Genomic DNA, 20946 nt, shown 5'->3' with positions numbered 1-20946 from the left:
GTGCCGGATCAGCTGCCCACGACCGCGGCGACGGCGTCGGCGTGCGCCGCCGCCTGGGCCAGTCCGGCACGGGCCGCCGCGGCCCTGCGGGCCGGGTCGAGCGGGTTGCCCCCGAGGGCCCGCTTCGCCGCCCGGTCCGGGGTGATGACCGCCACGCGGGCGCCCTTCGCGGCGAGCCGGGCGGCCTGCGCGTGGGGGGAGGCGATCATTTTGGTGCCGCTCGCCACCGGGGCGATGACGACGACGCGTCCGCAGCCCTCGGCGAGATGGGCGTTGGCCGGCGAGTGCACCCCGCCGTCGATCCAGGAACGCCCGCCGGCGGTGGCGACGGGCCAGACCGCCGGGACGGCGCAGCTCGCGGCGACGGCGTCCACCAGCGGCACCCCGCCGTCCGCGTCGAACACGTGGAGTTCGCCGGTGATCGCGTCGACCGCGGTGACGCGCAGGGGGCGTCCGGGCCAGTCGGACGACGGAAGACGGTCCGCGATCGCCGCCCGCCGCTCCCCGGCCGTGACGCCGAGCCGGGTCCGCCGGGCGATCGCGGCCAGCTTGCGGCCGTACGCCTCGGGCGTGCGGGCGGACAGCATGGCCCCCGCGTAGCGCAGCAGGGCCGTCGCGCCCAGCCGCCCGCCGACCGTGCTCCGCGGGTCTTCGAACTGGAGCTCGTACAGTTCCGGGAGGCCGAGCACCCCGGAGGCCAGTTGCGCGCCGACCACCGCGCCGGCCGAACTCCCGATGATCGGACCGGCGGTGCTCAGGTCCGTGCCCGCCTCCGCGAGCCCGTGCAGGATGCCGGTCTCCCAGGCGCCGCCGGTGACACCGCCCGCACCGAGGACCAGTGCTGTATCCGTCATGCCGTCAGTCTCGCCCACGGCACGGGGCCCGTCTCCCCCGGGGTGAGGGGGACGGGCCCCGGCGGGCTCAGAGGACCGCGGTGACGGTGCCCGCGCCGACGGTGCGGCCGCCCTCGCGGATCGCGAAGCCGAGTCCGGTCTCCAGCGGTACGTCACGGCCCAGTTCGACGGTCAGGTCGATCGTGTCCCCGGGGCGGGCGACCGCCGCCGCGCCGAGGTCGATGTCGCCGACGACGTCCGCGGTGCGGATGTAGAACTGCGGCCGGTAGCCGGTGGCGACCGGGGTGCTCCGGCCGCCCTCACGGGCCGTCAGGACGTACACCTGGGCCGTGAAGCGACGGCTCGGCGTCACGCTGCCGGGCGCCGCGACGATGTGACCGCGCCGCACCCGGTCGCGCTCCATCCCGCGCAGCAGCAGGGCCACGTTGTCGCCCGCCTGGGCGGACTCCATGGGCTTGCCGAAGGTCTCCAGGCCCGTGACGACCGTCTCCGCGTCCGGGCCCAGCACCGCCACCCGGTCGCCGACCCGTACCGTGCCGCGCTCGACGGCCCCGGTGACGACCGTGCCGCGCCCCGTGATGGTCAGGACGTTCTCCACCGGCAGCAGGAACGGCGCGTCCGTGTAGCGCACCGGCATCGGCACATAGGTGTCCACCGCGTCCAGCAGCGCCTCGATCGCCGAGGTCCAGCGCGGGTCCCCCTCCAGCGCCTTCAGGCCCGACACGCGTACGACGGGGACGGAGTCGCCGCCGTAGCCCTGCGCGGTGAGCAGTTCGCGGACCTCCAGCTCGACCAGGTCGGTCAGTTCGGGGTCGCCCGCGTCCGCCTTGTTGAGGGCGACGACGATGTGGTCGACGCCCACCTGACGGGCCAGCAGGACGTGCTCCGCGGTCTGCGGCATGATTCCGTCGAGCGCGGAGACGACGAGGATCGCGCCGTCGAGCTGGGCGGCTCCGGTGACCATGTTCTTGACGTAGTCGGCGTGCCCGGGCATGTCGACATGGGCGTAGTGGCGGGTGTCGGTCTCGTACTCGACGTGCGCGATGTTGATGGTGATGCCGCGCCGGCTCTCCTCCGGCGCCCGGTCGATCCGGTCGAACGGGACGAAGGTTCCGGTTCCGCGGTCGCTGAGGACCTTGGTGATGGCGGCGGTGAGCGTGGTCTTGCCGTGGTCGACGTGACCCATGGTGCCGATGTTGAGATGCGGCTTGGTGCGTACGTACGCCGTCTTGGACATGGCTCTTTCCTCGGGATGCGAAGCTGGGAGAAGACCCCTGGGTCCTGCCGACCCTCCCCTTGCGGGGTCCGCCGGTCTGTCGGGGGAGGGTCAGCTTCGGGCGCCGTCGAAGGGAGCCGCGGCTGCGACGGGCGCCGCGACGGCTGCCGCCGCGACGACCGGGTTCACGGCAGCCTTCGGCGCGTCCGCGACTGCGGACGGCGCTGCGGGGAAGGCGTACCGGACCATGGACCCGATGATGGCCGGGGACCCGCGGCGGCGTCGAATGGTTTTCCGCCGCGACGGTCGCTCCGTCCACGGGAGTTGGGCCGTCCGGGCCGGGGCCGCCGGCCGGGCGCCGTCCGTGTCGCGCGGTCCTCGCCCGGGGGTCGGCTAGTCTCCCCGCATGCTCGACCCCGTCCCCGCCGCCCGGCCCGCCGACGGCCTCGCCGTGCGCTGCACGAGGGCGCTGCTCTCGCCCTGGTCCCGGTTCTCCCTGCTGGTGGTGGTACTGCTGGCCGCGGCTGCGGCGATGCTGCTGTTCGAACCGCAGCGGCTGCTCACCGCCGGATGGCCGGCCCGGCACGGCGGGGGCGCCGCGGTGGTGCTGTTCGCCTTCGCGTACGGGGCGTGCACGGTGGCCTTCGCGCCGCGGCCGCTGCTCAATCTCGCGGCCGGTGCGCTGTTCGGCTCGCAGACCGGGCTGGCCGCGGCGCTGGCGGGCACGGTGCTGGGAGCGGGCGTCTCGTTCGTCCTGGGCAGGCTGCTCGGCCGGGACGCGCTCCGCACGCTGCTGCGGGGGCGCTGGCTGACGGCGGCGGACGGTCAGCTCAGCCGGCACGGCTTCCGCTCGATGCTGGCGCTGCGGCTGTTCCCCGGTGTGCCGTTCGCGGCGGCCAACTACTGCGCGGCGGTCTCGCGCATGGGGTGTCCGGCGTTCCTGGCGGCGACCGGGCTGGGATCGGTGCCGAACACCGCCGCGTACGTCGTCGCGGGCAGCGAGGCGGCCTCACCGGCGTCGCCCGCGTTCCTCGCGGCGTCGGCCTTCATCGTGCTCACCGCGGTCGGCGCGGGCGTGGTGGCCTGGCGCAGGCGGCACCGCCTCCGGGGAGACTGACCCGCGGCGCGGGAAAGCGGCCCGGCCGGGCCGTCCCCGGGCGCTCCCGGGGAGCCCCCGCCGCGGGGGTGCGCATCCTCCCGTTCATCCGGGGACGGTACCCTGCCCGCGACCGACCGAAGATATCCGGGCCTGGCACGACCTTGCCCTCATCTGACCGCAAATCCGCATGTTTCCGACGGCAGCCATGCCCGTCGGCCGATGCATGATCACCTCCGGGATGGCCTAAGCCCCATGAGCTGGTTCGAATCGTTCGTCCTGGGCCTCGTTCAGGGACTGACCGAGTTCCTGCCGATCTCCTCCAGCGCGCATCTGCGGCTGACCGCGGCGTTCGCCGGGTGGCACGACCCCGGTGCGGCGTTCACCGCCATCACTCAGATCGGCACGGAGGCGGCGGTGCTCATCTACTTCCGCAAGGACATCGCCCGGATCCTCTCGGCCTGGTCCCGTTCGCTGGTGGACCGGTCGATGCGCGGCGACCACGACGCCCAGATGGGCTGGCTGGTCATCGTGGGCTCCATCCCCATCGGCGTGCTCGGCGTGACGCTCAAGGACCAGATCGAGGGCCCGTTCCGCGATCTGCGGCTGACCGCCACCACGCTGATCGTGATGGGGATCGTCCTCGGCTTCGCCGACCGCCTGGCCGCCCGGGACGAGGCGGGCGGACGGCACCGGGCCAGCAAGCAGCGCAAGACGCTGCGGGAACTGGGGATCAAGGACGGCCTGATCTTCGGCTTCTGCCAGGCGATGGCACTGGTCCCGGGCGTCTCCCGGTCCGGCGCCACCATCAGCGGCGGTCTGCTGATGGGCTACACCCGCGAGGCCGCCGCCCGCTACTCGTTCCTGCTGGCGATTCCGGCGGTGCTGGCCTCGGGCGTCTTCGAGCTGAAGGACGCGGGCGAGGGGCATGTGTCCTGGGGTCCGACGATCTTCGCGACGGTCATCGCGTTCGGCGTGGGGTACGCCGTCATCGCCTGGTTCATGAAGTTCATCACGACCAAGAGCTTCATGCCGTTCGTCGTCTACCGGGTGCTGCTCGGCGTGGTGCTGTTCGCCCTGGTCGCGGCGGGGGTCCTCAGCCCGCACGCGGGCGAGTCCGCCGGATAGCCCGGCCGCCCCGGAGCCGTTCGACCGGGCCGGGGGCCGGGGCGCGGTCTCCGGCCCGGGCCGCGTACCGCCGGGGCGTCCCGAGCCGCCGAGCCCTGTCGGGCACGTCAGCGCCTGGCGCGGCGACGGACGACGAGCCCGCCCAGGGCCAGCCCGGCCAGCAGCGTGACGGTCAGCACCGCCCAGAGCGGCAGGACGACGACCGGAATCCACAGCCGGACGGCCACCGACACGGTGTTCACGGCGATGAACCAGATCGCGACCGCCGTCAGCGCCACGATCCCGAGGGTGCGGATCCGGATGTCCCGGCCCTTGACGGAGAGCGTCGCCGGGGCGTGCGAGGGGGACGTCTTCCGTGTCATGGTCCCAGTATCAAGCCATTCGCGGCATTTGACCTCGACAAGTCGCTTCCGCTCCGTCCTGTACGGTTCCGCTCAGGGTCGCTCCGACTCGCTCCGGACCGTTCCGGCCCGGCCAGGCCCCTTCGGTTTTGTTCCGGTTCGCTCGGGTTCGGCCGAAGTCGGACGCGCTCGGACGGGCGTGGTCATGGGATCCGGCATGGGTAACGGAGCCGTCGCGGGGGCCCGGACCCGCTGCGGGACGCCCGGCACGGGGCCGTGCCGTACGGCGACGGGGAAAGGTCCCGGCCCCCGCGGGCCAGATGGGGCCGAAAGTCCCTGCCGCGCGGCGATCACGCGTACCAGCCTGGACCCCATACCCCCGCATATCGGAGGTAACAGGGAACTTGGAGGGAATCATGACCACCGCGCCCCCCGTGATCGCAGCCGTCGACGGCTCGACGCACAGCCGCGAGGCCCTGGACTGGGCCGCCCGCGAGGCCGTCCGCCGGGGGCTCCCCCTGGTCGTCGCGCATGCCCGCACGCCCGCCCCGGAATCCGTCCAGGAGACGCGGCGGCGCGAGGCGGAGGAGCTGCTGACCGAATGCGTGCGGAGGGTCTCCGAGATCGCTCCGGGGCTGCATCCGACGACGCTCACTCCGATGGACTTCCCCGCGGCGGCGCTCACCTCGCTCAGCCGTGACGCGTCGCTGGTGGTCGTCGGGTCGCGCGGGCTGGGCGGCTTCCGGTCGCTGCTGCTCGGCTCCGACAGCATGGCGGTCGCCTCGATGGCCAAGTGTCCCGTGGTCGTCGTGCACGGGGCGCCGCCCGAGGAGGAGCCGGGCGAGGCCTTCCAGGACGTCGTCGCGGGCGTGGCCGCCGACGAGAGCAGCGGGGCGGTGCTGGACTTCGCCTTCGCCGCGGCCGCCTCCCGGCCGGGGGCGCGGCTGCGGATCGTGCACGGCTGGACGATGTTCTCCTCGATGATCTCCGGCGGCCCCGTCTTCGACCGGGACGCGGCGGCGGCCGCGGCCGAGCGGACCCTCGCCGAGCTCACCGCGGGCCGGCGGGAGAAGTACCCGGAGGTCGAGGTCGTCAGGGAACCGATCGGCGGATCGGCCTCGCGTGCGCTGGTGACGGCCTCGGCCACCGCCGCGCTGACCGTGGTCGGCCGGCGCAGGGGCGGCGAGTCCCTCGGGCTCGGCCTCTCCCCCGTCGCCCAGACCACGCTCAGCCACGCGCTCGGCCCGGTGGCCGTGGTGCCCTGCTGATCACGCGTCCCCGGCGCGGTGTCCGCGGTGGCCGGGGCGTCCGTCGGCCGGCCCGGCCGGGCAGACCCGGCGCCCCGCCGGTCAGGCGTCCCGGCCCGGGGCGCCCGCGATTCCCGGGCCTTCCGGAGCCGGGCCGCTCCACGCGCTTTCCCGTCCCCGCGCCGGGGAAGAACTGCGGAACGGGTTGGCCAGGGCGAGACTGCTGACCAGGCGGGGCGAGGAGGCGCGGCATGCGGGTTCCGGCCGGTCGGCGCGGGCGGCACGAGCGGATGGTGCCGCGGTCCGGTCCGTGGCGCGCGGGTCTGGCGCTGCTGGCGGGCGCGCTGCCCGCGCTCGCGTTCCCCGCCCCCTCCCTGTGGTGGTTCGCCTATGCGGCCCTGGTGCCCTGGCTGCTGCTCATCCGGTCCGCCGGCACGGGGCGCCGCGCCGCGCTCGACGGCTGGCTCGGCGGTACGGGGTTCCTGATCGCCGTGCATCACTGGTTGCTGCCGAGCCTGCACGTGTTCCTGGTGATCCTGGCGGCCCTGCTCGGGCTGCTGTGGGCGCCCTGGGGGCTGGTGGTGTTCCGGCTGCTCCGCGGCAGGGTGTCCGCCGCCTCGGCCTCGGCCGCCGTCGTCGTGGTGCCGTGCGTCTGGCTGCTGATCGAGACGGTCCGTTCCTGGCAGGGGCTCGGCGGTCCGTGGGGGCTGCTCGGGGCGAGCCAGTGGCAGGTGGCCCCGGTGCTCCGCGTGGCGTCCGTCGGCGGTGTGTGGCTGGTGAGCCTTCTGGTGGTCGCCGTGAACACCGCCGTGGCGCTGCTGTGCGTGTCCCGTGCCGGGCGCACGGCCGGCGCGGGACGGCGGGTCGATGAGGGCCATGCGGCCGGCACGGCGCGGGCGGTCGGTGTCGCGGGGCTCGCGGTGTGCGCCCTGTCGACGGGGGCGCTGGCGCTGTGGGCGCCGGGGCCGCATCCGGCGGGTGTGGCCCGGATCGCCGTGGTGCAGCCCGGCGTCTTCACGGGTCCGCGCAGTGTCGAGCGGCGGCTCGCGTCCGGTGAACGGCTGACCGCGTCACTGGCGGGACGCGACCTCGATCTGGTCGTGTGGGGCGAGAGCAGCGTGGGTGTGGACCCGGCCGTTCGTCCGGACGTCACGGCCCGGATCGCGGCGCTGTCGCGGCGGGTGGGCGCGGACGTGCTGATCAACGCGGACGCCCGGCAGACCGGCGGTTCGGGCCGGACGGGCATTTACAAGTCCGCGATGCTGGTGGGCCCGCACGGCCTGACCGGGGACCGTTACGACAAGATGCGGCTGGTGCCGTTCGGTGAGTACGTCCCGGCCCGCCGGGTGCTCGGCTGGGCCACGTCCGTGGGCCGTGCGGCGGGTGAGGACCGGCTGCGGGGCACCCACCCGGTGACGATGCGGCTGCCCGGCGCAGTCGGCGGGCGGGGGCTGCGGTTCGGGCCGCTGATCTGCTTCGAGTCCGCCTTCCCCGACATGAGCCGGCGGCTGACCCGGGACGGTGCGCAACTGCTGGTCGTCCAGTCGTCGACCTCGACGTTCCAGCACAGCTGGGCGCCCGAGCAGCATGCCGCGCTGGGGGCGCTGCGGGCCGCCGAGAACGGCCGCCCGGTGGTGCACGCCACGCTCACCGGCGTCAGCGCGGCGTACGACCCTCGGGGCGAGCGGATCGGAGCGCCGCTGGGTACGGACACCCGCGGCACCGAGGTCTTCGAGGTACCGCTGGCGTCCGGGAGCACGCTCTACACGCGGTGGGGCGACTGGCCGGTGGAGGGAGCGGTGGCGGTGGCGGCCGGGTTCTGCGCCGTCGCGGGCGCCCGGGCCGTACGGGCGCGCGCCCGAAGCGGCCGGGAACGGCTGGAGCGGCCGGAGCCGGAGGGACCGCGGGCACGACGCGACGAGGCGCGGTGAGGCGAGGCGAGGCGGTGAGTCCGCAGAGGCGTCGTGGGCGGCGGGCGGTCAGGCGCAGTCCAGGTCGCGCAGGACGCGTTCGCACAGTTCGTGCGTCCGCAGGGCGTCCCGGGCGCTGAGCACCGACCCGGCCCTTACCGCGTCCAGGAACGACAGGACGCTCTGCTCGACGCCGCGCTGACGGGCCACCGGGACCCAGTCGCCCCGCCGCCGCACGGTCGGCTGCCCCTTGTGGTCGATCACCTCCGCGAGGTTGACGACCTCGCGCTTGGCGTCCTGGCCCGAGACCTCCAGCCGTTCCTCGGTCGAGCCGCTGAGCCGGTTCATCGTGCCGACGGCGGTGAATCCCTCGCCGGACAGCTGGAGGACGACGTGGTGCATCAGCCCGTCGACGATCCTGGCGTGCGTGACGGTGCGGTCGATCGTCCCGGGGACCAGGAAGCGCAGGGTGTCGACGACGTGGATGAAGTCGTCGAGCACGATGGTGCGGGGGTCCGCGGGCAGGCCGACCCGGTTCTTCTGCATGAGGATCAGTTCACGCGGGTGTTCGGCGCACTGCGCGTAGCCGGGTGCGAGGCGGCGGTTGAAGCCGACCGCGAGGCTCGTCCCGCGTTCTTCGGCGAGACCCACCAGCCTTTCGGAGTCGGCCAGTTCATAGGCCAGCGGCTTGTCGGTATACGTGGCGACGCCGGCCTCCAGCAGCCGGCTCACGATCTCCGGGTGCACGGCGGTGGGCGCGTGCACGAACGCCGCGTCCAGCCCCTCGGCGAGCAGGGAGCCGAGGTCCGCGTGGCACTGCCGGGCCGGGATCCGGTGGGTCCCGGCGACCGCGGCCAGGGTGGCCGGGGTGCGGGTGTGCAGATGCAGTTCGACTCCGGGAAGCGTGGTCAGCACCGGCAGATACGCCTTCTGCGCGATGTCGCCGAGCCCGATGCAGCCGACCTTCACGGGGTCTCCCTCTTCGTCGTTCGGTGCCGGCCGGTCCGTGTACGGCGCCGGGCGGCGCGGCTTCCGGCCGATGGGCCCGCCCGCCCCGGCCGGCTGCGCCCGTGCCTCGTCCCGGCAGCATACGTGTGCGACGGCGGCCGCCGGTCCGCGACGTCCTCGGAGGAGGACGGCGGCACGCCGGACCGCACGGCCGGCGAACCACCGGACGGAACGAGGCTCCGGCGCGGGTGAATCCGTCAGCCTGGAGGCGGGCGTTGCGCCGACCGGAGTCACTCGTGCGGGCCAATCCCGGCTTCCCGGCTCACTCGACGGCGGTTCGGCACAGCAGAGTTGATCGGGTGCAACGAATCACAACCACCGTGAAGCTGCTGGTCGGTGTGGCGGTCACGACGCTGTCCGGCTGTGTGTCCGTGACGCCCCAGCAGGGCGTTCCTCCCCAATCCGGGCACACCAGACCGTCCCCGGACCTGGCGCCGCAGATCGCGCGGCCGCCGGTCCACGACAGCCTGGCCGTCGAGCCCGGCGCCGGTCCGTCCGCCGCCTCGTCCGCTCCGGCGCACGGCTCGTCGCCGGACGCCCGCCGTGCCGCGCCGCACCCGCCCCGGCAGTGGAGCCGTTCCGGCGCGGAGCGCCCCCGTACCCGGCGCATCCCTCCCGTGGTGTCCGTGCCCGTTCCGGTCCTGCCGAAGCCGGTCACCGGGCGGGACGTCTGCTCGCTGGGGCGCGGGTACGGGCAGTGGCCGGCCGGCAGTCCGCAGTCCCGCATCTGCGACGAGACCTACGGCCGCTGACCGGGCCGGGAACGACGGGCGGGGCGCCGGTCCGGACCGGCGCCCCGCTCACTTCTCCCGCAGTCTCCGTTCCAGCCGGGCGATCGCGGCGCGGATGCCGCCCCCGTACCCGTCGTCCGCGCCGTCCTGCGCGAGCACCCCGGAGGCGGCGCGTGCCCGGTCGAGGTGGGTCCGGGCCTCGTCGGGCCGCTGGAGCTTCACGTAGTCGGCAGCCAGGTTGAGGTGGAGCGACGGATACAGGACTTGTACCGCGAGGGAGTCGGAATGGCGCGCCATCCGCTCGTCGGTCAGGCTGTCGGCGGCCGTCAGGGCCCTGAGGTCCCAGGCGAGCTCGTCACCGGGGTCGTCCTGGGTGTCGGCCATGTAGTGGGCGAGGGTGCACCGGTGCAGGGCGTCGCCGTGCTCCCCGATCTCCGACCAGAGTTCGCGGAAGCGGTTGCGGGCCTCCTCCCGGTCACCGCCGTGCAGCAGCATGATCGCCTGGCCGATCCTGGTCATGACGGCGTCCGCCGACGCCTCCCGTTGCTCGGTCACCGCGGCCTCCTTGTCCTGTTCGCCCGTTCCCGGTCGACGCTGGGCCCTGTCGGCGGATCTTCGCACAACAGCGCGCGACGTCCGGTGCGGTGCGTGGCGCGCCGACGCGTTTTCGCACGCCCGGACCGTACGCGGAACTCCCCCGGCGACACGGCGGGCCCGTACGCCCCGGGCCCGGTACCGGCCGAGGCCGCGCCCGGACAGCACGTGGCCCCGGTCCGGGACGGGCAGCAGCCGGGCCGGGGCCCGCGCGTCCAGGTCCGTCCGACGCGAGCGGCGGAGCCGGGGCCCCGCCGGGCGGACGCCCTTCGGCGGCCGGCCGGCCCGGCCCGGTCGTGGGCGTCAGCCCAGGTCGGGGATGCGCCAGTCGACGGCCTCGTGTCCCTGGGCCGCGATCGCCTCGTTGATCTGCGTGAACGGGCGGGAGCCGAAGAACTTCTTGGCGGACAGCGGTGACGGGTGCGCGCCCTTCACCACCACATGCCGCGTCTCGTCGATCAACGGCAGCTTCTTCTGGGCGTAGTTGCCCCAGAGCACGAAGACCGCCGGGTCGGGGCGGGAGGCGACCGCGCGGATCACCGCGTCGGTGAACTTCTCCCAGCCCTTGCCCTTGTGCGAGTTGGCCTCGCCCGCGCGCACCGTCAGCACCGCGTTCAGCAGGAGCACGCCCTGCTCGGCCCACGGCATCAGATAGCCGTTGTCCGGGATCGGCAGGCCGAGCTCCTCCTTCATCTCCTTGTAGATGTTCCGCAGGGACGGGGGCGTCTTCACTCCCGGCCGCACGGAGAAGCACAGCCCGTGCCCCTGACCCTCCCCGTGGTACGGGTCCTGGCCGAGGACGAGGACCTTCACCTTGTCGTACGGCGTGGCCTCCAGCGCGGCGAACACCTGCTCGCGCGGCGGGTAGACCGGCCCCTTGGCCCGTTCCTCCTCGACGAACTCGGTGAGCTCCTTGAAGTAGGGCTTCTCCAGCTCCTCGCCGAGGACATCGCGCCAGGACTCGGGCAGCAGGTCGGTGTCGGTCACGTCAACAACCCTCCGGTAAGTAATACGTTCTTCACCCGAGAACCTACCGGGGACCACTGACAACGGGCCGCGCGAGCCCTCGCGGGACTACCAGCTGGCCTTGCGGTACAGCTCCCACATCTGCATGACCACCTGCGGGTCGAGGGCCCGCTCGCCGCCCCCGATGTCCTCGCCGGAGGCGACGTACAGCTTGCCCTGCCACAGCGGCAGCAGCCGGACGTCCTCGACCAGGATCCGCTGGGCCCGCTCGAACTGCTTGCTGACCGCGCCCCGGTCGCTCTGCTTGCGGGTCTCCGGCAGCAGCCGCTGGGTGATCTCGTTCTTCGTGTAGGGCATGCCGGTGATGCTGTCCTTGCCCACGAAGGGGGCGATGAAGTTGTCCGGGTCCGGGAAGTCCGGGAACCAGCCGCGGCCGAAGACGGGGTACTCGCCCTTGGTGAAGCCCTCCTGGAACTCCTTCCAGGGCTTGCTCCTCAGCGTGATGCGGAACAGCCCGGAGGCTTCCAGCTGGCGCTTCAGCTCGGCGAACTCGGCGGCCGTGGAGGAGCCGTAGCGGTCGGTGGTGTACCAGAAGGTCAGCTCGACCGGCTTGGTGACGCCCGCCCTGGCCAGGATCTGCGCGGCCTTCGCCCGGTCCGGGTCGCCGTAGGCGTCGAAGTAGCTGGTGGTGTGGCCCGCGATGCCCTTGGGGACCATGGAGTACAGCGGTTCGGCGGTGCCCCGGTAGACCTCGGCCACGAGCGCGTCGCGGTCGACGAGCTGGGCGACGGCCCGCCGGACGGCCACGTTCCCGGCGTCGGGGTCCTTCGGGTTGAACACCAGGAACCGGATGTCGGCGCCGACCGACTCGACGATCTTCAGCTTGCTGTTCTCGCCCTTGCCGTCCTCCATGCCGACCACGTCGTCGGCCGTGAGACCGCGGTAGATCACGTCGATCTCGCTCTTCCTCAGCGCCGCGACCACCGGAGCGGAATCCTTGTAGTACCGGATGGTCACGGTGTCGTTCTTCCGGTCGGCGAAACCCTTGTAATCCGGATTCCGCACGAGTTCGGCCCGGTTTCCCGGCTTGTACGAGTCCAGGAGATAGGGGCCCGACCCGGTGATCTTGCCGTCGTCCCGGATCTTGTACTTCGAATAGTCGCTCGGCGCCACCAGCGACATGGCGGGCGTGGCGAGAATGAACGGGAAGGTCGCGTCCGGCTTGTTGAGATGGAAGACGACGATGTCGTCGCCCTTGGTCTCGACCCGGTCGAGGGAACCGAGCATGCCGACGGGGCCGCCCTTGACCTTGATGGCCGATATCCGGTCGATGGAGTACTTCACCGCCTCGGCGTCGAGCACGTCGCCGTTGGAGAATTTCAGCCCCTTGCGGAGTTTGCACCGGTAGGCCGTGCTGCTGGTGTCGGTGAATCTGCACGATTCCGCGGCGTCGGGCTCGGGCCGGGTGCTGCCGGTGGGAAAGCTGACCAGGGTCTGGAAGACGTTCCGCATCAGCTCCCAGGAGTTGTCCCACGCGGCCGCAGGATCGAGTGTGGAGGGCTCACTGGTCGTGCCGACGACTATCTTCTGTTCCACCTTCGAGCCGCTGTCGGACAGAAGGCCGCAGCCCGCCAGCAGGGTAAGGGAGACAAGAACTGCAGCAGCCTGTTTACTGGCCCGGTAGAACACGTGAACGCTCCTCGATCAGCCATGGGACGGCAGACCCTACCGCAGCGCCCTGCCGGGTCAATTCGCAGGCCCGGCAGGGCACTTGAGCCAAGGGCGGCGAAATCCGCCCAGGCCGGCCTCAGCCCACTCCGGCGTTCAGGAACATCCCGCCGTCGACGACCAGGGTCTGCCCCGTGATCCAGCCGGACTGCTCCGACGTGAGGAAGGCCGCCGCGCCGCCGATGTCCTCGGGGACCCCGAGCCGGCCGAGCGGATAGGCCGCCGCCGCCTCCGCCTCACGGCCCTCGTAGAGCGCCTGGGCGAACTTCGTCTTCACGACCGCGGGGGCGATCGCGTTGACCCGGACGGCCGGCGCGAACTCGTGCGCCAGCTGGAGAGTCAGGTTGACCATCGCGGCCTTGCTCATGCCGTACGCGCCGATGAACGGCGACGCCGAGACCCCCGCGATCGAGGCGATGTTGACGATCGCCCCGCCGTTCTCCTTCTGCCACGCCTTCCAGGTCAGCTGGGCGAACCCCAGCGCCGAGACCACGTTCGTCTCGAAGACCTTGCGGGCGACGTCGAGGTCGAGGTCCGCGATGGGGCCGAAAACCGGGTTGGTCCCGGCGTTGTTGACGAGGTAGTCGATCCGGCCGAACGCGTCCATCACGCGTTCGACGGCCGCCGTGCGATGGGCCGCGTCGTGCGCCTTGCCCGCCACGCCGATGGCCCGGTCGACGCCGAGCCGCTCGACGGCCTCCTGGAGCGCGTCCTCGCCGCGCCCGGTGATGCACACCCGGTCGCCGCGGGCGACGAACGCCTCCGCGATGCCGTAGCCGATCCCCCGGCTGCCGCCCGTGATGAGTGCGATCTTGCCGCTGTCCCGTACCGTCATGATGTCCTCGGTCTCCCGCGTCAGTTGAGGGGTCCGCCGGCGACGTACAGGACCTGGCCGGAAATGAATCCGGCGTCGTCGCCGGCGAAGAAGGCGATGGCGCCCGCGACGTCCTCCGGGCGCCCGACGCGCTGGACCGGGATCTGGGTGGCGGCCGCGGCCTGGAACTCCTCGAAGCCCATGCCGATCCGGGCGGCGGTCTGCGCGGTCATCTCGGTGACGATGAATCCGGGCGCGACGGCGTTGGCGGTGATGCCGAACTTGCCGAGTTCCTTGGCGAGCGTCTTGGTGAAGCCCTGCAGACCGGCCTTGACGGCTGCGTAGTTGGCCTGGCCCCGGTTGCCGAGCGCCGAGGAGGAGGACAGCGAGACGATCCGGCCGAACCCGGCGTCCACCATGTGCTTCTGAACGGCCTTGGCCATCAGGAACGCGCCCTTGAGGTGCACGTTCATCACGGTGTCCCAGTCGGATTCGGACATCTTGAAGAGCAGGTTGTCGCGGAGCACGCCCGCGTTGTTGACGAGGATCGTCGGAGCCCCGAGTTCGGCGGCGACCCGCGCGACCGCGGCCTCCACCTGGGCGCCGTCCGACACGTCGCAGCCGACCGCGAGCGCGGTGCCCCCGGCGGCGGTGATCTTCTCGACGGTGTCCCCGCAGGCGGCCTCGTCCAGGTCGAGTACGGCGACGGCCCGGCCCTCGGCCGCCAGCCGGACCGCGGTGGCGGCGCCGATGCCCCGCGCCGCTCCGGTCACGATGGCGACACGCTGCTCGGTGGTGGACATGCTTGGTTCTCCTCGCCCTCGGATCGCCGCTCAGCGGACGTCGGGGCGGCCCGGCCCGGAACCCTCGCGCCGCACCGGACACCCCGCAGACTGAGCGACCGCTTAGTACCTTCAGCAGACGAGACGCTAGAAGCCCTGGCACCCGGTGTCAACGGCCCACGGCCACGGGAGCGCATGTCACATCCGGAGACCCCGCGCGAACGAGACGGGCGGGCCCCGGGGCCCCCGGGCCCGGCGGACACGACACACGCCCCGGGGCTCCGAATCCACCGGGCGCAGGGGGCGCGCGGCCGGGCCCCCGGGAGGCTCAGCGCACCAGCAGATCGAGCAGCCGCTCGACCTCGGCCTCCGGGTCGGCCGTGAGACCGCTGTGCACGGGCCCCGGCTGGATCACGGTGGAGCGCGGCGCGATCAGCCAGCGGAAGCGGCGGCCCGCGTCGTCGCCGGCCGCCTGCCCGGCGTCCGCGCCGCCCAGGCAGACGCCCTCGACGGCGTGCAGGGCGGCGCGCACCCCGACCACGTCGGCGTCCGGGTCCAGCGCCCTCAGCTTGGCCTCGTCGAGGTGCGTACGGGCGGCGACGAAGCTCCGCGCCCGGCAGTAGACGACCACCCCGGCGTTGAAGCACTCGCCGCGCTGCACCCGTGGCACCACCCGCAGCAGGGCGTACTCGAAGACATCGCGCTCGCTCACCGGTGGCCGTCCTCGTCGTTCTTCTGGGTGGGGTGCGGCCAGGGGTTGCCCCCGGTCAGCCAGCCGGGCGCCTGGGAGGGCCTGACCGGTGCGGGCGCGTCCATCGTGATCCGCTCGTGGATGGTGGCGGCGCGCGGGAGGAGCGCCTCCACATAGGCGCGGCGCAGTTCGTCCGTGGAGCCGAAGCCCGGTTCGTCCACCAGCCACTCGTCGGGGACGTCGGCCGTGACCTCGGTGAGCAGTTCCTCGGTGACCAGCGGCGCGAGTTCGGCGGCGGCCGCCGCGATGTCGGGGGCGAACGGGGCCAGCGCGTGGTCCGAGGCGTTGTACGGCTTGGCGGCGGACGCCTGGGCGCCGGGCCAGTTGTGATGCCAGATCATGGTGGCGCCGTGATCGATGAGCCACAGGTCGCCGTGCCAGACCAGCATGTTCGGGTTCCGCCAGGACCGGTCGACGTTGTTGATCAGCGCGTCGAACCAGACGACCCGTCCGGCTTCCCCGGGGTCCACCTCGTAGGCGAGGGCGTCGAAGCCTATAGCCCCGGGCAGGAAGTCCATCCCGAGGTTCAGTCCGCCGCTGGCCTTGAGGAGTTCCTGCACCTCCTGGTCGGGCTCGGCGAGTCCGATGACGGGGTCGAGCTGGATCCGCACGAGTTCGGGAACGCGCAGCCCGAGCCTGCGGGCGAGCTGCCCGCAGACGACCTCGGCGACAAGTGTCTTGCGGCCCTGTCCGGCACCGGTGAATTTCATGACATACGTGCCGAGGTCATCGGCCTCGACGATCCCGGGGAGCGAGCCGCCCTCACGCAAAGGCGTGACATAGCGGGTCGCTACGACCTCTTCCAACACTTTCCCAGGCCACCCATCTCTTCAGCCTTGCAATCCACGGACGACTTCTCCGGGGCGCAGCGGCAGGAATCACCGGTCGACGGTATCGGGGAGAATTCCGGGGAGCTTCGGCCGGCGAGCCGTTCTCCCCGCTCCCGGAGCAGACCGTCGATGGTGCCGCGCCCCTTGCTGCCGGCTTCCGGCATGAAGTGAGCATAGTAACCGAGGGTGATCGTCGGTGAGGAGTGTCCGAGCCACCGGGCCGGGGTCACGACGGACCCTCCGGCTTCCCCCATGGCAGCTCCACCTCTGCTGATCGGCCCGATGGCGACGGTGAGCCGCTGGTCCCGACCGCCAAGCAGCCGATGGCTCTCGTCGGACAGCCGACCCAGCGCCCGCCTCGGGGCGACCTGTGCCGACTGGACTCACCTGGTCGCGAGCCGCGTCAAGCGGGTCGCCGGCCACGAACCCCTCACACCCCCCGCCCTCGATGACGTCGTCCTGGCGCCCCCGGACGACGTCACCGGCCGCGCCGGTACATGCGGTCCACGGGACCAGGGAAGCATGAGGGCGACGACGGGTGGCCTCACGGGAGCCACTGCTGAGGGGAAGGGCCGCGACATGCAGGGATGGCCGGTGTACCTGGGGCTGCTTCTGGTCATCGCCCTGTGGGCAGGCCGCCAGTGGTTGACGCGGCGACAGGTGCGTCAGCTCACGGGAGTGGCGACCGCTGAGCCGCCCGTTCCCATACCCGAGCGGCCGGAGCCGGTGCTGCGCGCCGCAGCGGCACGGGGGGAGGCACGGGCCATGCTCGAACTCGGCGACCTGGGCCTGCTCGAGCGAGACGTGCCCCAGGCGCTGTCATGGTGGACGAAGGCATTGGAGGCGGGCGACGATCTGGCGGCCTACCGCCTTGCCGATCTCCACCAGGCACTCGGTGACACAGAGAAGGCCTCGCTCCATTTCCGGCGCGCCGTCGAGGCCGGAGTGCCCGGAGCTGCCAACGACTACGCCCTGTTCCTGATCGGTCAAGGCGACGACGCCGGCCATCGGCAACTGCTGCGCGCCGCCGAGGAAGGCGACGCGTCGGCCATGTACAACCTCGCCCACCTCGCGGCTGAACGCGGCGACCTGACCGAGAACGAACGATGGAGTCGGGCCAGCGCCGAGGCCGGACACCCCGGCGGAGCGTTCTCCCTGGGCCTCCTCGCCTACGGGCGCGGTGACCTGGAGGAAGCGGAGACCTGGTACCGGAAGGCAGCCGGGGCAGAGTACTCGGATGCCATGTTCAACCTCGGGAACCTTCTGCGCGAGCGGGGAGACCTCGACGGCGCGGAACACTGGTACGGCCGGGCCGCCGCGGCAGGCGATGCGGAAGCCGCCGAGAACCTCGTCCTCCTGCGCCGTCGGCGCCACGGCCCCTGACGTCCGCTTCCCGGGACCGCCACGCCCGGACGCCCAACGGTGACCAGTCCGAGGCGGTCCATGAACTCCACCGAGTCCGCGACCGCCCGGTCGGCAAGGTCCCAGCGGATGGCCACGTCGACCGTGTCCGCGCCGCCGAGCCGGTCACCTGGAGAGGCTGCGACGAGGCTGGTCACGAACCGCCCATCCATGCGGAGGACGGCAGTACCGGTGCGGTCGGGCGCGCCAGCGCCGCGATGGTGGCGGCGCGTTGCGTGGGCGTGGTCCAGCGGGTGACGTCCACGAACGGCACCCCGCCGTAAATCGCGGCGCGCAGGACCCGGTCGTCCGGGTCGTTGACCACGCTGACGACCGCGCCGACCCCCGAACGGAACGGCGCCGGGTCCGCCAGGTCCCAGGCGCGCAGCTCCGCGCCCGTCTCGTCCGCCAGTGGCCGCCCGCGCTGCACGGTCCGGCCCGTGAGCACCGGCGGCCGTGATCGAGCCGCCATCCGTGCCAGCTCCGCGCCGACCGTGCCGCACTCCGTCCGCACGGTGACGGACGGCCTCCGGCGAAGGGCACCGGGACCGCCTGAGGGTCGCGTAGCGTGTGGTGCATGTGCATCGCAGTTCTCGCGCCTCCGGCCCGCTGAGCGGGTCGCCATCGACATCAGCGCGTCAGCCACAGGCAGCGACGCGCTGATGGGTTGTGCCCGCACGGAAGACCACGATCATCCGCTCCGTCTGGAGAATCTTCTGTGTCGAGAACTGCTGTTTCAACGACCTCTGCCGCCCTGACCGCCCCACGCTCAGTACGGCGCGGTTTCGCCTTCCTGAGCTTCGCCGGAATCGCCTGGGGGACGACCGGGGCCGCCGTCGATGTCATCTACCAATCCAGTGACCTGGGGCCCATGGCCATCTCGTTCTGGCGCTTCCTGGCCGGCGCGGCGCTGCTGATGCCGGTCTGGGCGCTGCGCCGCTCCCGCGGGACTCGCCGGACGCCACGGCCGGTCGGTCGGCGTGTGCTGCTGCTTGCCGGTACCGGCGTCGGGCTGGCGGTCTTCCAGACCGCCTATTTCGCTGCCGTCCAGGACACGGGGCTGGCCGTGGGCACCATCGTCACACTTGGTGCCGCCCCGGTGTTCACCGCCGCCGGGGGACGCGTGTTCCTGGGCGAGCACATCGGCCGCGGCGGGCTGCTGGCGGTCGCGGGCGCGCTGGTGGGACTCACCGTTCTGGTGCTGGGCAACCAGCCGGGGGTCGTCCGCCCCTTGGGAGTGGGGATGGCGCTGCTGTCCGCCGGTGGCTACGCCGTCTCCAACGTGCTGGGGCGGTGGACCGGGCGGCACGGCGCCGGCGAGGATCCCTTCACCCTCACCGTGTGGTCGTTCCTGATCGGTGCGGCCGTGATGGTGCCGCTCGCCCGTGCCGAGGGCCTGGTGCCGCACAGTGCTCGCCCGGCCGAGGTGGCGCTGCTGATGCTGTACATCGCTGCGGTCACCACGGCGCTCGCCTATCCGCTGTACTTCGCGGGGGTCGCCGCCCTGCGAGCGGCCACCGCTTCGGTGGTGATGCTCCTCGAACCGGTCAGCGCGGCCGTTCTGGCCGTTGTGTTCCTGGACGAACGGCTCACCGCGGCCACCGTCACGGGCACCGTGGTCCTGCTCGCGGCCGTCGCCGGCCTCGCGGTCACCGAGTCCCGGCTGGACGCCGTGACCTGACCACCATGAGGTGACGCAAGGCGCGGGTGGTGCGCGAGAACAGAGTCCTTGCGCACCACACCGCCGTGCCCGGCCTCGGCGGGGAGAGCGTCGTCGAGCGGGCGGGGCCTGTGGGGGCCGGTGGGCGGGCGTGTCCGACACTGGTGTGATGGATCAGCTCGAACGGACCGTCGACCTCGTGCGCGGCGTCATGGGGCCGGGCCTCCTGGGGACGTATCTCCACGGCTCCGCCGTGCTCGGGGGTCTCGCCCCGGCCAGCGACTTGGACGTCCTCGCCGTCACACGGCGGAGTCTCGACGAGCGGGAGCGGCGGACGCTCGTCGAGGGCTTGCTGGAGATTTCCGGCCTCACACCCACTGTCCGGCCGGTTGAACTCACTGTAGTCGTCCAGTCCGAGGTCCGTCCCTGGCGGTTCCCGCCGATCGGAGACTTCCTCTACGGTGAGTGGCTGCGCGACGAATTCCAGGCGGGCGGGCTTCCGCAGCCCGGCCCGATGCCGGACCTGGCCCTGGCGCTCACAGTGACCCTGGCGGGCGACCACCCCCTGACCGGGCCGCCTCCCGCCGAACTCCTGGCCCCGGTGCCGCACACCGACCTCGTCCGGGCGAGCGTCGAGGCAATCCCCGAGCTCATGGCCGACCTGAACGACGACACCCGCAACGTCCTGCTGACCCTCGCCCGCGTCTGGACCACCCTCGCCACGGGCGAGATCAAAACCAAGGACGCCGCCGCCGACTGGGCCATGGTCCGCCTTCCGCCGGAACACCGCCCCGTCCTGGAGCATGCCAGGAACTTGTACCTCACCTGCCACTATCAGAACGAGGCCTGGAGCGAGGAGTTGAAGACCCAGGTACGCCCGCACGTGAACGACGTACTCACCCGCATCCACCACCTGCGCCGGCAGACATGAACCACTCCCCCGATGGCAACAGGGGTCCGCCGTGGGGCCTCTACAACGCAGCCCGGAGGCTCGCCCAACGCGCTGTCGGTGGACACACCCGGCGGTACGACGACGGTGTCGAGTGCGTCCGCCACGGCGTATTGGGCGAAGGAGCGCGCGATCCGGCCGGTAACCGTGCCTCCGACTCCGCAGACCGTCACTCCCGCTCCTACCGTCACGACTTCCCCCACCGGCTCACGCCCCAGGACCACGGGCCGAACGGCGGGGCCTCCCCACCACATGGGCAACTCGGTGGCGCACACGCCGACGCGACGGATACGGACCAGCACCTGCCCGGGGCCGCAGGCAGGAATCGGCGCCGTGACGACGGTGGACTGCTGCCTTCCGGTCAGACTGCTGCACCGACGAGTGGCGGGGAGAGCGGTTCGGATCCGGCTGTCGTGGCTGCCATGAGGCACCACTGTGTCGTGGCGCGCGGAACCTTGGCCGTCGCGGACGAACGACCGACGTCTTGGGCGGGCCGCCCACGGAGCCGACTGCTGAGTCGCGCCGAACGCTTCAGGCGAGCAGAGTGATCGCCGGCTCGGCACACGGCACTGTGCCGCCACGGTAGAACGTCCATGGAACCCACCGGGCGCGGCACGCTCCAGCCGCATGACACGGTGACAGAACACCTGGTCACCGACGCCCGCCCGGCCGGATACCACCCGAACAGCCATCACGCCCCCGGCCAATGCCCGGCCGGCCAGAGCACATGCCCGCCGACATCGGCATGCACCCTGGTTGCGCACGGACGAGTTCAGCCGTTCCGGCTCGGCTTGGCTCCGGAACCCCTATAGATCGTCAAGTCGCTGGGTACGCCGATGGTGCCCTGCCGAATGCGCTCCAAGGGGTACGTACCCGCGGTGCTGTCCGCGTTTTTGTGCACGCAACCACGCGCCGGCCCCCGTCCACGGACCGGGGCCGG

At 72.5% G+C, this 20946-nt stretch carries 21 protein-coding genes; 8 read left to right on the top strand and 13 right to left on the bottom strand.

Annotation, left to right across the window (positions count from 1 at the left end; translation table 11 throughout):
• Positions 1-8: 8 nt before the first annotated feature.
• The gene (locus WA762_RS11665) at positions 9-854 is read right to left on the bottom strand and encodes a patatin-like phospholipase family protein (protein ID WP_335935445.1); all 846 of its coding nucleotides are present in this window, start codon (positions 852-854) and stop codon (positions 9-11) included.
• Positions 855-921: 67 nt separating this feature from the next.
• Positions 922-2091: an elongation factor Tu gene (tuf, locus tag WA762_RS11660; RefSeq protein WP_335935444.1), complete on the bottom strand. Its 1170-nt coding sequence runs from the start codon at positions 2089-2091 to the stop codon at positions 922-924.
• A 385-nt stretch (positions 2092-2476) separates the two neighbouring features.
• Between tuf and WA762_RS11655 the strand changes: the two genes are divergently transcribed.
• Together WA762_RS11655 and WA762_RS11650 are read left to right on the top strand one after the other, a co-directional pair.
• A complete protein-coding gene (locus tag WA762_RS11655) occupies positions 2477-3187 on the top strand; it encodes a TVP38/TMEM64 family protein (RefSeq protein WP_335935443.1) in 711 nt (236 codons plus the stop codon).
• 234 nt (positions 3188-3421) lie between these two features.
• Positions 3422-4294 carry an undecaprenyl-diphosphate phosphatase gene (locus WA762_RS11650; RefSeq protein WP_335935442.1) on the top strand — a complete coding sequence of 291 codons (873 nt, stop codon included), beginning with the start codon at positions 3422-3424 and terminating at the stop codon, positions 4292-4294.
• Positions 4295-4401: 107 nt separating this feature from the next.
• On the opposite strand, the gene WA762_RS11645 is transcribed toward WA762_RS11650, so the two are convergent.
• On the bottom strand, positions 4402-4656 hold the full coding sequence (locus WA762_RS11645; RefSeq protein ID WP_335935441.1) for a DUF1049 domain-containing protein: 255 nt from the start codon (positions 4654-4656) through the stop codon (positions 4402-4404).
• Between the two features lie 395 nt (positions 4657-5051).
• On the opposite strand from WA762_RS11645, the gene WA762_RS11640 reads away from it, so the two are divergent.
• Both WA762_RS11640 and lnt read left to right on the top strand, forming a co-directional pair.
• Positions 5052-5903, top strand: coding sequence for a universal stress protein (locus WA762_RS11640; RefSeq protein ID WP_335935440.1), 852 nt, complete (start codon positions 5052-5054; stop codon positions 5901-5903).
• Positions 5904-6133: 230 nt separating this feature from the next.
• On the top strand, positions 6134-7813 hold the full coding sequence (lnt, locus tag WA762_RS11635) for an apolipoprotein N-acyltransferase (protein ID WP_335935439.1): 1680 nt from the start codon (positions 6134-6136) through the stop codon (positions 7811-7813).
• 48 nt (positions 7814-7861) lie between these two features.
• Here lnt and WA762_RS11630 read toward each other — a convergent pair whose 3' ends face one another.
• Positions 7862-8761, bottom strand: coding sequence for a Gfo/Idh/MocA family protein (locus tag WA762_RS11630; protein WP_335935438.1), 900 nt, complete (start codon positions 8759-8761; stop codon positions 7862-7864).
• A 338-nt stretch (positions 8762-9099) separates the two neighbouring features.
• On the opposite strand from WA762_RS11630, the gene WA762_RS11625 reads away from it, so the two are divergent.
• Entirely contained in the window at positions 9100-9552 is a 453-nt protein-coding gene (locus tag WA762_RS11625; RefSeq protein ID WP_335935437.1) for a hypothetical protein, read from the top strand.
• A gap of 48 nt (positions 9553-9600) precedes the next feature.
• On the opposite strand, the gene WA762_RS11620 is transcribed toward WA762_RS11625, so the two are convergent.
• The 7 genes from WA762_RS11620 to WA762_RS11590 all read right to left on the bottom strand — a co-directional run bounded on the left by WA762_RS11620 (position 9601) and on the right by WA762_RS11590 (position 15975).
• The gene (locus WA762_RS11620; RefSeq protein ID WP_335935436.1) at positions 9601-10086 is read right to left on the bottom strand and encodes a hypothetical protein; all 486 of its coding nucleotides are present in this window, start codon (positions 10084-10086) and stop codon (positions 9601-9603) included.
• A gap of 342 nt (positions 10087-10428) precedes the next feature.
• Entirely contained in the window at positions 10429-11112 is a 684-nt protein-coding gene (locus WA762_RS11615; RefSeq protein ID WP_335935435.1) for a uracil-DNA glycosylase, read from the bottom strand.
• Positions 11113-11199: 87 nt separating this feature from the next.
• Complete coding sequence (locus tag WA762_RS11610) at positions 11200-12780, bottom strand: ABC transporter substrate-binding protein (protein WP_335935434.1); 1581 nt, start codon at positions 12778-12780, stop codon at positions 11200-11202.
• Between the two features lie 118 nt (positions 12781-12898).
• The gene (locus WA762_RS11605; RefSeq protein WP_335935433.1) at positions 12899-13654 is read right to left on the bottom strand and encodes an SDR family oxidoreductase; all 756 of its coding nucleotides are present in this window, start codon (positions 13652-13654) and stop codon (positions 12899-12901) included.
• 20 nt (positions 13655-13674) lie between these two features.
• Complete coding sequence (gene fabG / locus WA762_RS11600) at positions 13675-14436, bottom strand: 3-oxoacyl-ACP reductase FabG (RefSeq protein ID WP_335935432.1); 762 nt, start codon at positions 14434-14436, stop codon at positions 13675-13677.
• 307 nt (positions 14437-14743) lie between these two features.
• A complete protein-coding gene (locus tag WA762_RS11595; RefSeq protein ID WP_335935431.1) occupies positions 14744-15127 on the bottom strand; it encodes a DUF3037 domain-containing protein in 384 nt (127 codons plus the stop codon).
• On the bottom strand, positions 15124-15975 hold the full coding sequence (locus WA762_RS11590; RefSeq protein WP_335935430.1) for a HipA family kinase: 852 nt from the start codon (positions 15973-15975) through the stop codon (positions 15124-15126). Before WA762_RS11590 ends, WA762_RS11595 begins: the two co-directional genes overlap by 4 nt.
• Before the next feature lie 615 nt (positions 15976-16590).
• Here WA762_RS11590 and WA762_RS11580 point away from each other — a divergent pair.
• Positions 16591-17379 carry a tetratricopeptide repeat protein gene (locus tag WA762_RS11580; RefSeq protein ID WP_335935429.1) on the top strand — a complete coding sequence of 263 codons (789 nt, stop codon included), beginning with the start codon at positions 16591-16593 and terminating at the stop codon, positions 17377-17379.
• 172 nt (positions 17380-17551) lie between these two features.
• Here WA762_RS11580 and WA762_RS11575 read toward each other — a convergent pair whose 3' ends face one another.
• Entirely contained in the window at positions 17552-17869 is a 318-nt protein-coding gene (locus tag WA762_RS11575; protein WP_335935428.1) for a saccharopine dehydrogenase family protein, read from the bottom strand.
• 282 nt (positions 17870-18151) lie between these two features.
• Here WA762_RS11575 and WA762_RS11570 point away from each other — a divergent pair, with 282 nt between their 5' ends.
• Together WA762_RS11570 and WA762_RS11565 are read left to right on the top strand one after the other, a co-directional pair.
• A complete protein-coding gene (locus tag WA762_RS11570; RefSeq protein ID WP_335935570.1) occupies positions 18152-19078 on the top strand; it encodes a DMT family transporter in 927 nt (308 codons plus the stop codon).
• Between the two features lie 148 nt (positions 19079-19226).
• Positions 19227-19988: an aminoglycoside adenylyltransferase family protein gene (locus WA762_RS11565; RefSeq protein ID WP_335935427.1), complete on the top strand. Its 762-nt coding sequence runs from the start codon at positions 19227-19229 to the stop codon at positions 19986-19988.
• Here the strand turns inward: WA762_RS11565 and WA762_RS35685 are convergent.
• Complete coding sequence (locus WA762_RS35685) at positions 19892-20635, bottom strand: alcohol dehydrogenase catalytic domain-containing protein (protein WP_443080570.1); 744 nt, start codon at positions 20633-20635, stop codon at positions 19892-19894. The two genes, WA762_RS11565 and WA762_RS35685, sit on opposite strands and share 97 nt — an antisense overlap.
• Positions 20636-20946 lie beyond the last annotated feature (311 nt).

The organism is Streptomyces tyrfis (assembly GCF_037034285.1).
Lineage (GTDB): Bacteria > Actinomycetota > Actinomycetes > Streptomycetales > Streptomycetaceae > Streptomyces.
Note: the sequence above shows the minus strand (reverse complement) of the source record. Positions and strands in the feature narration are given on the sequence as shown.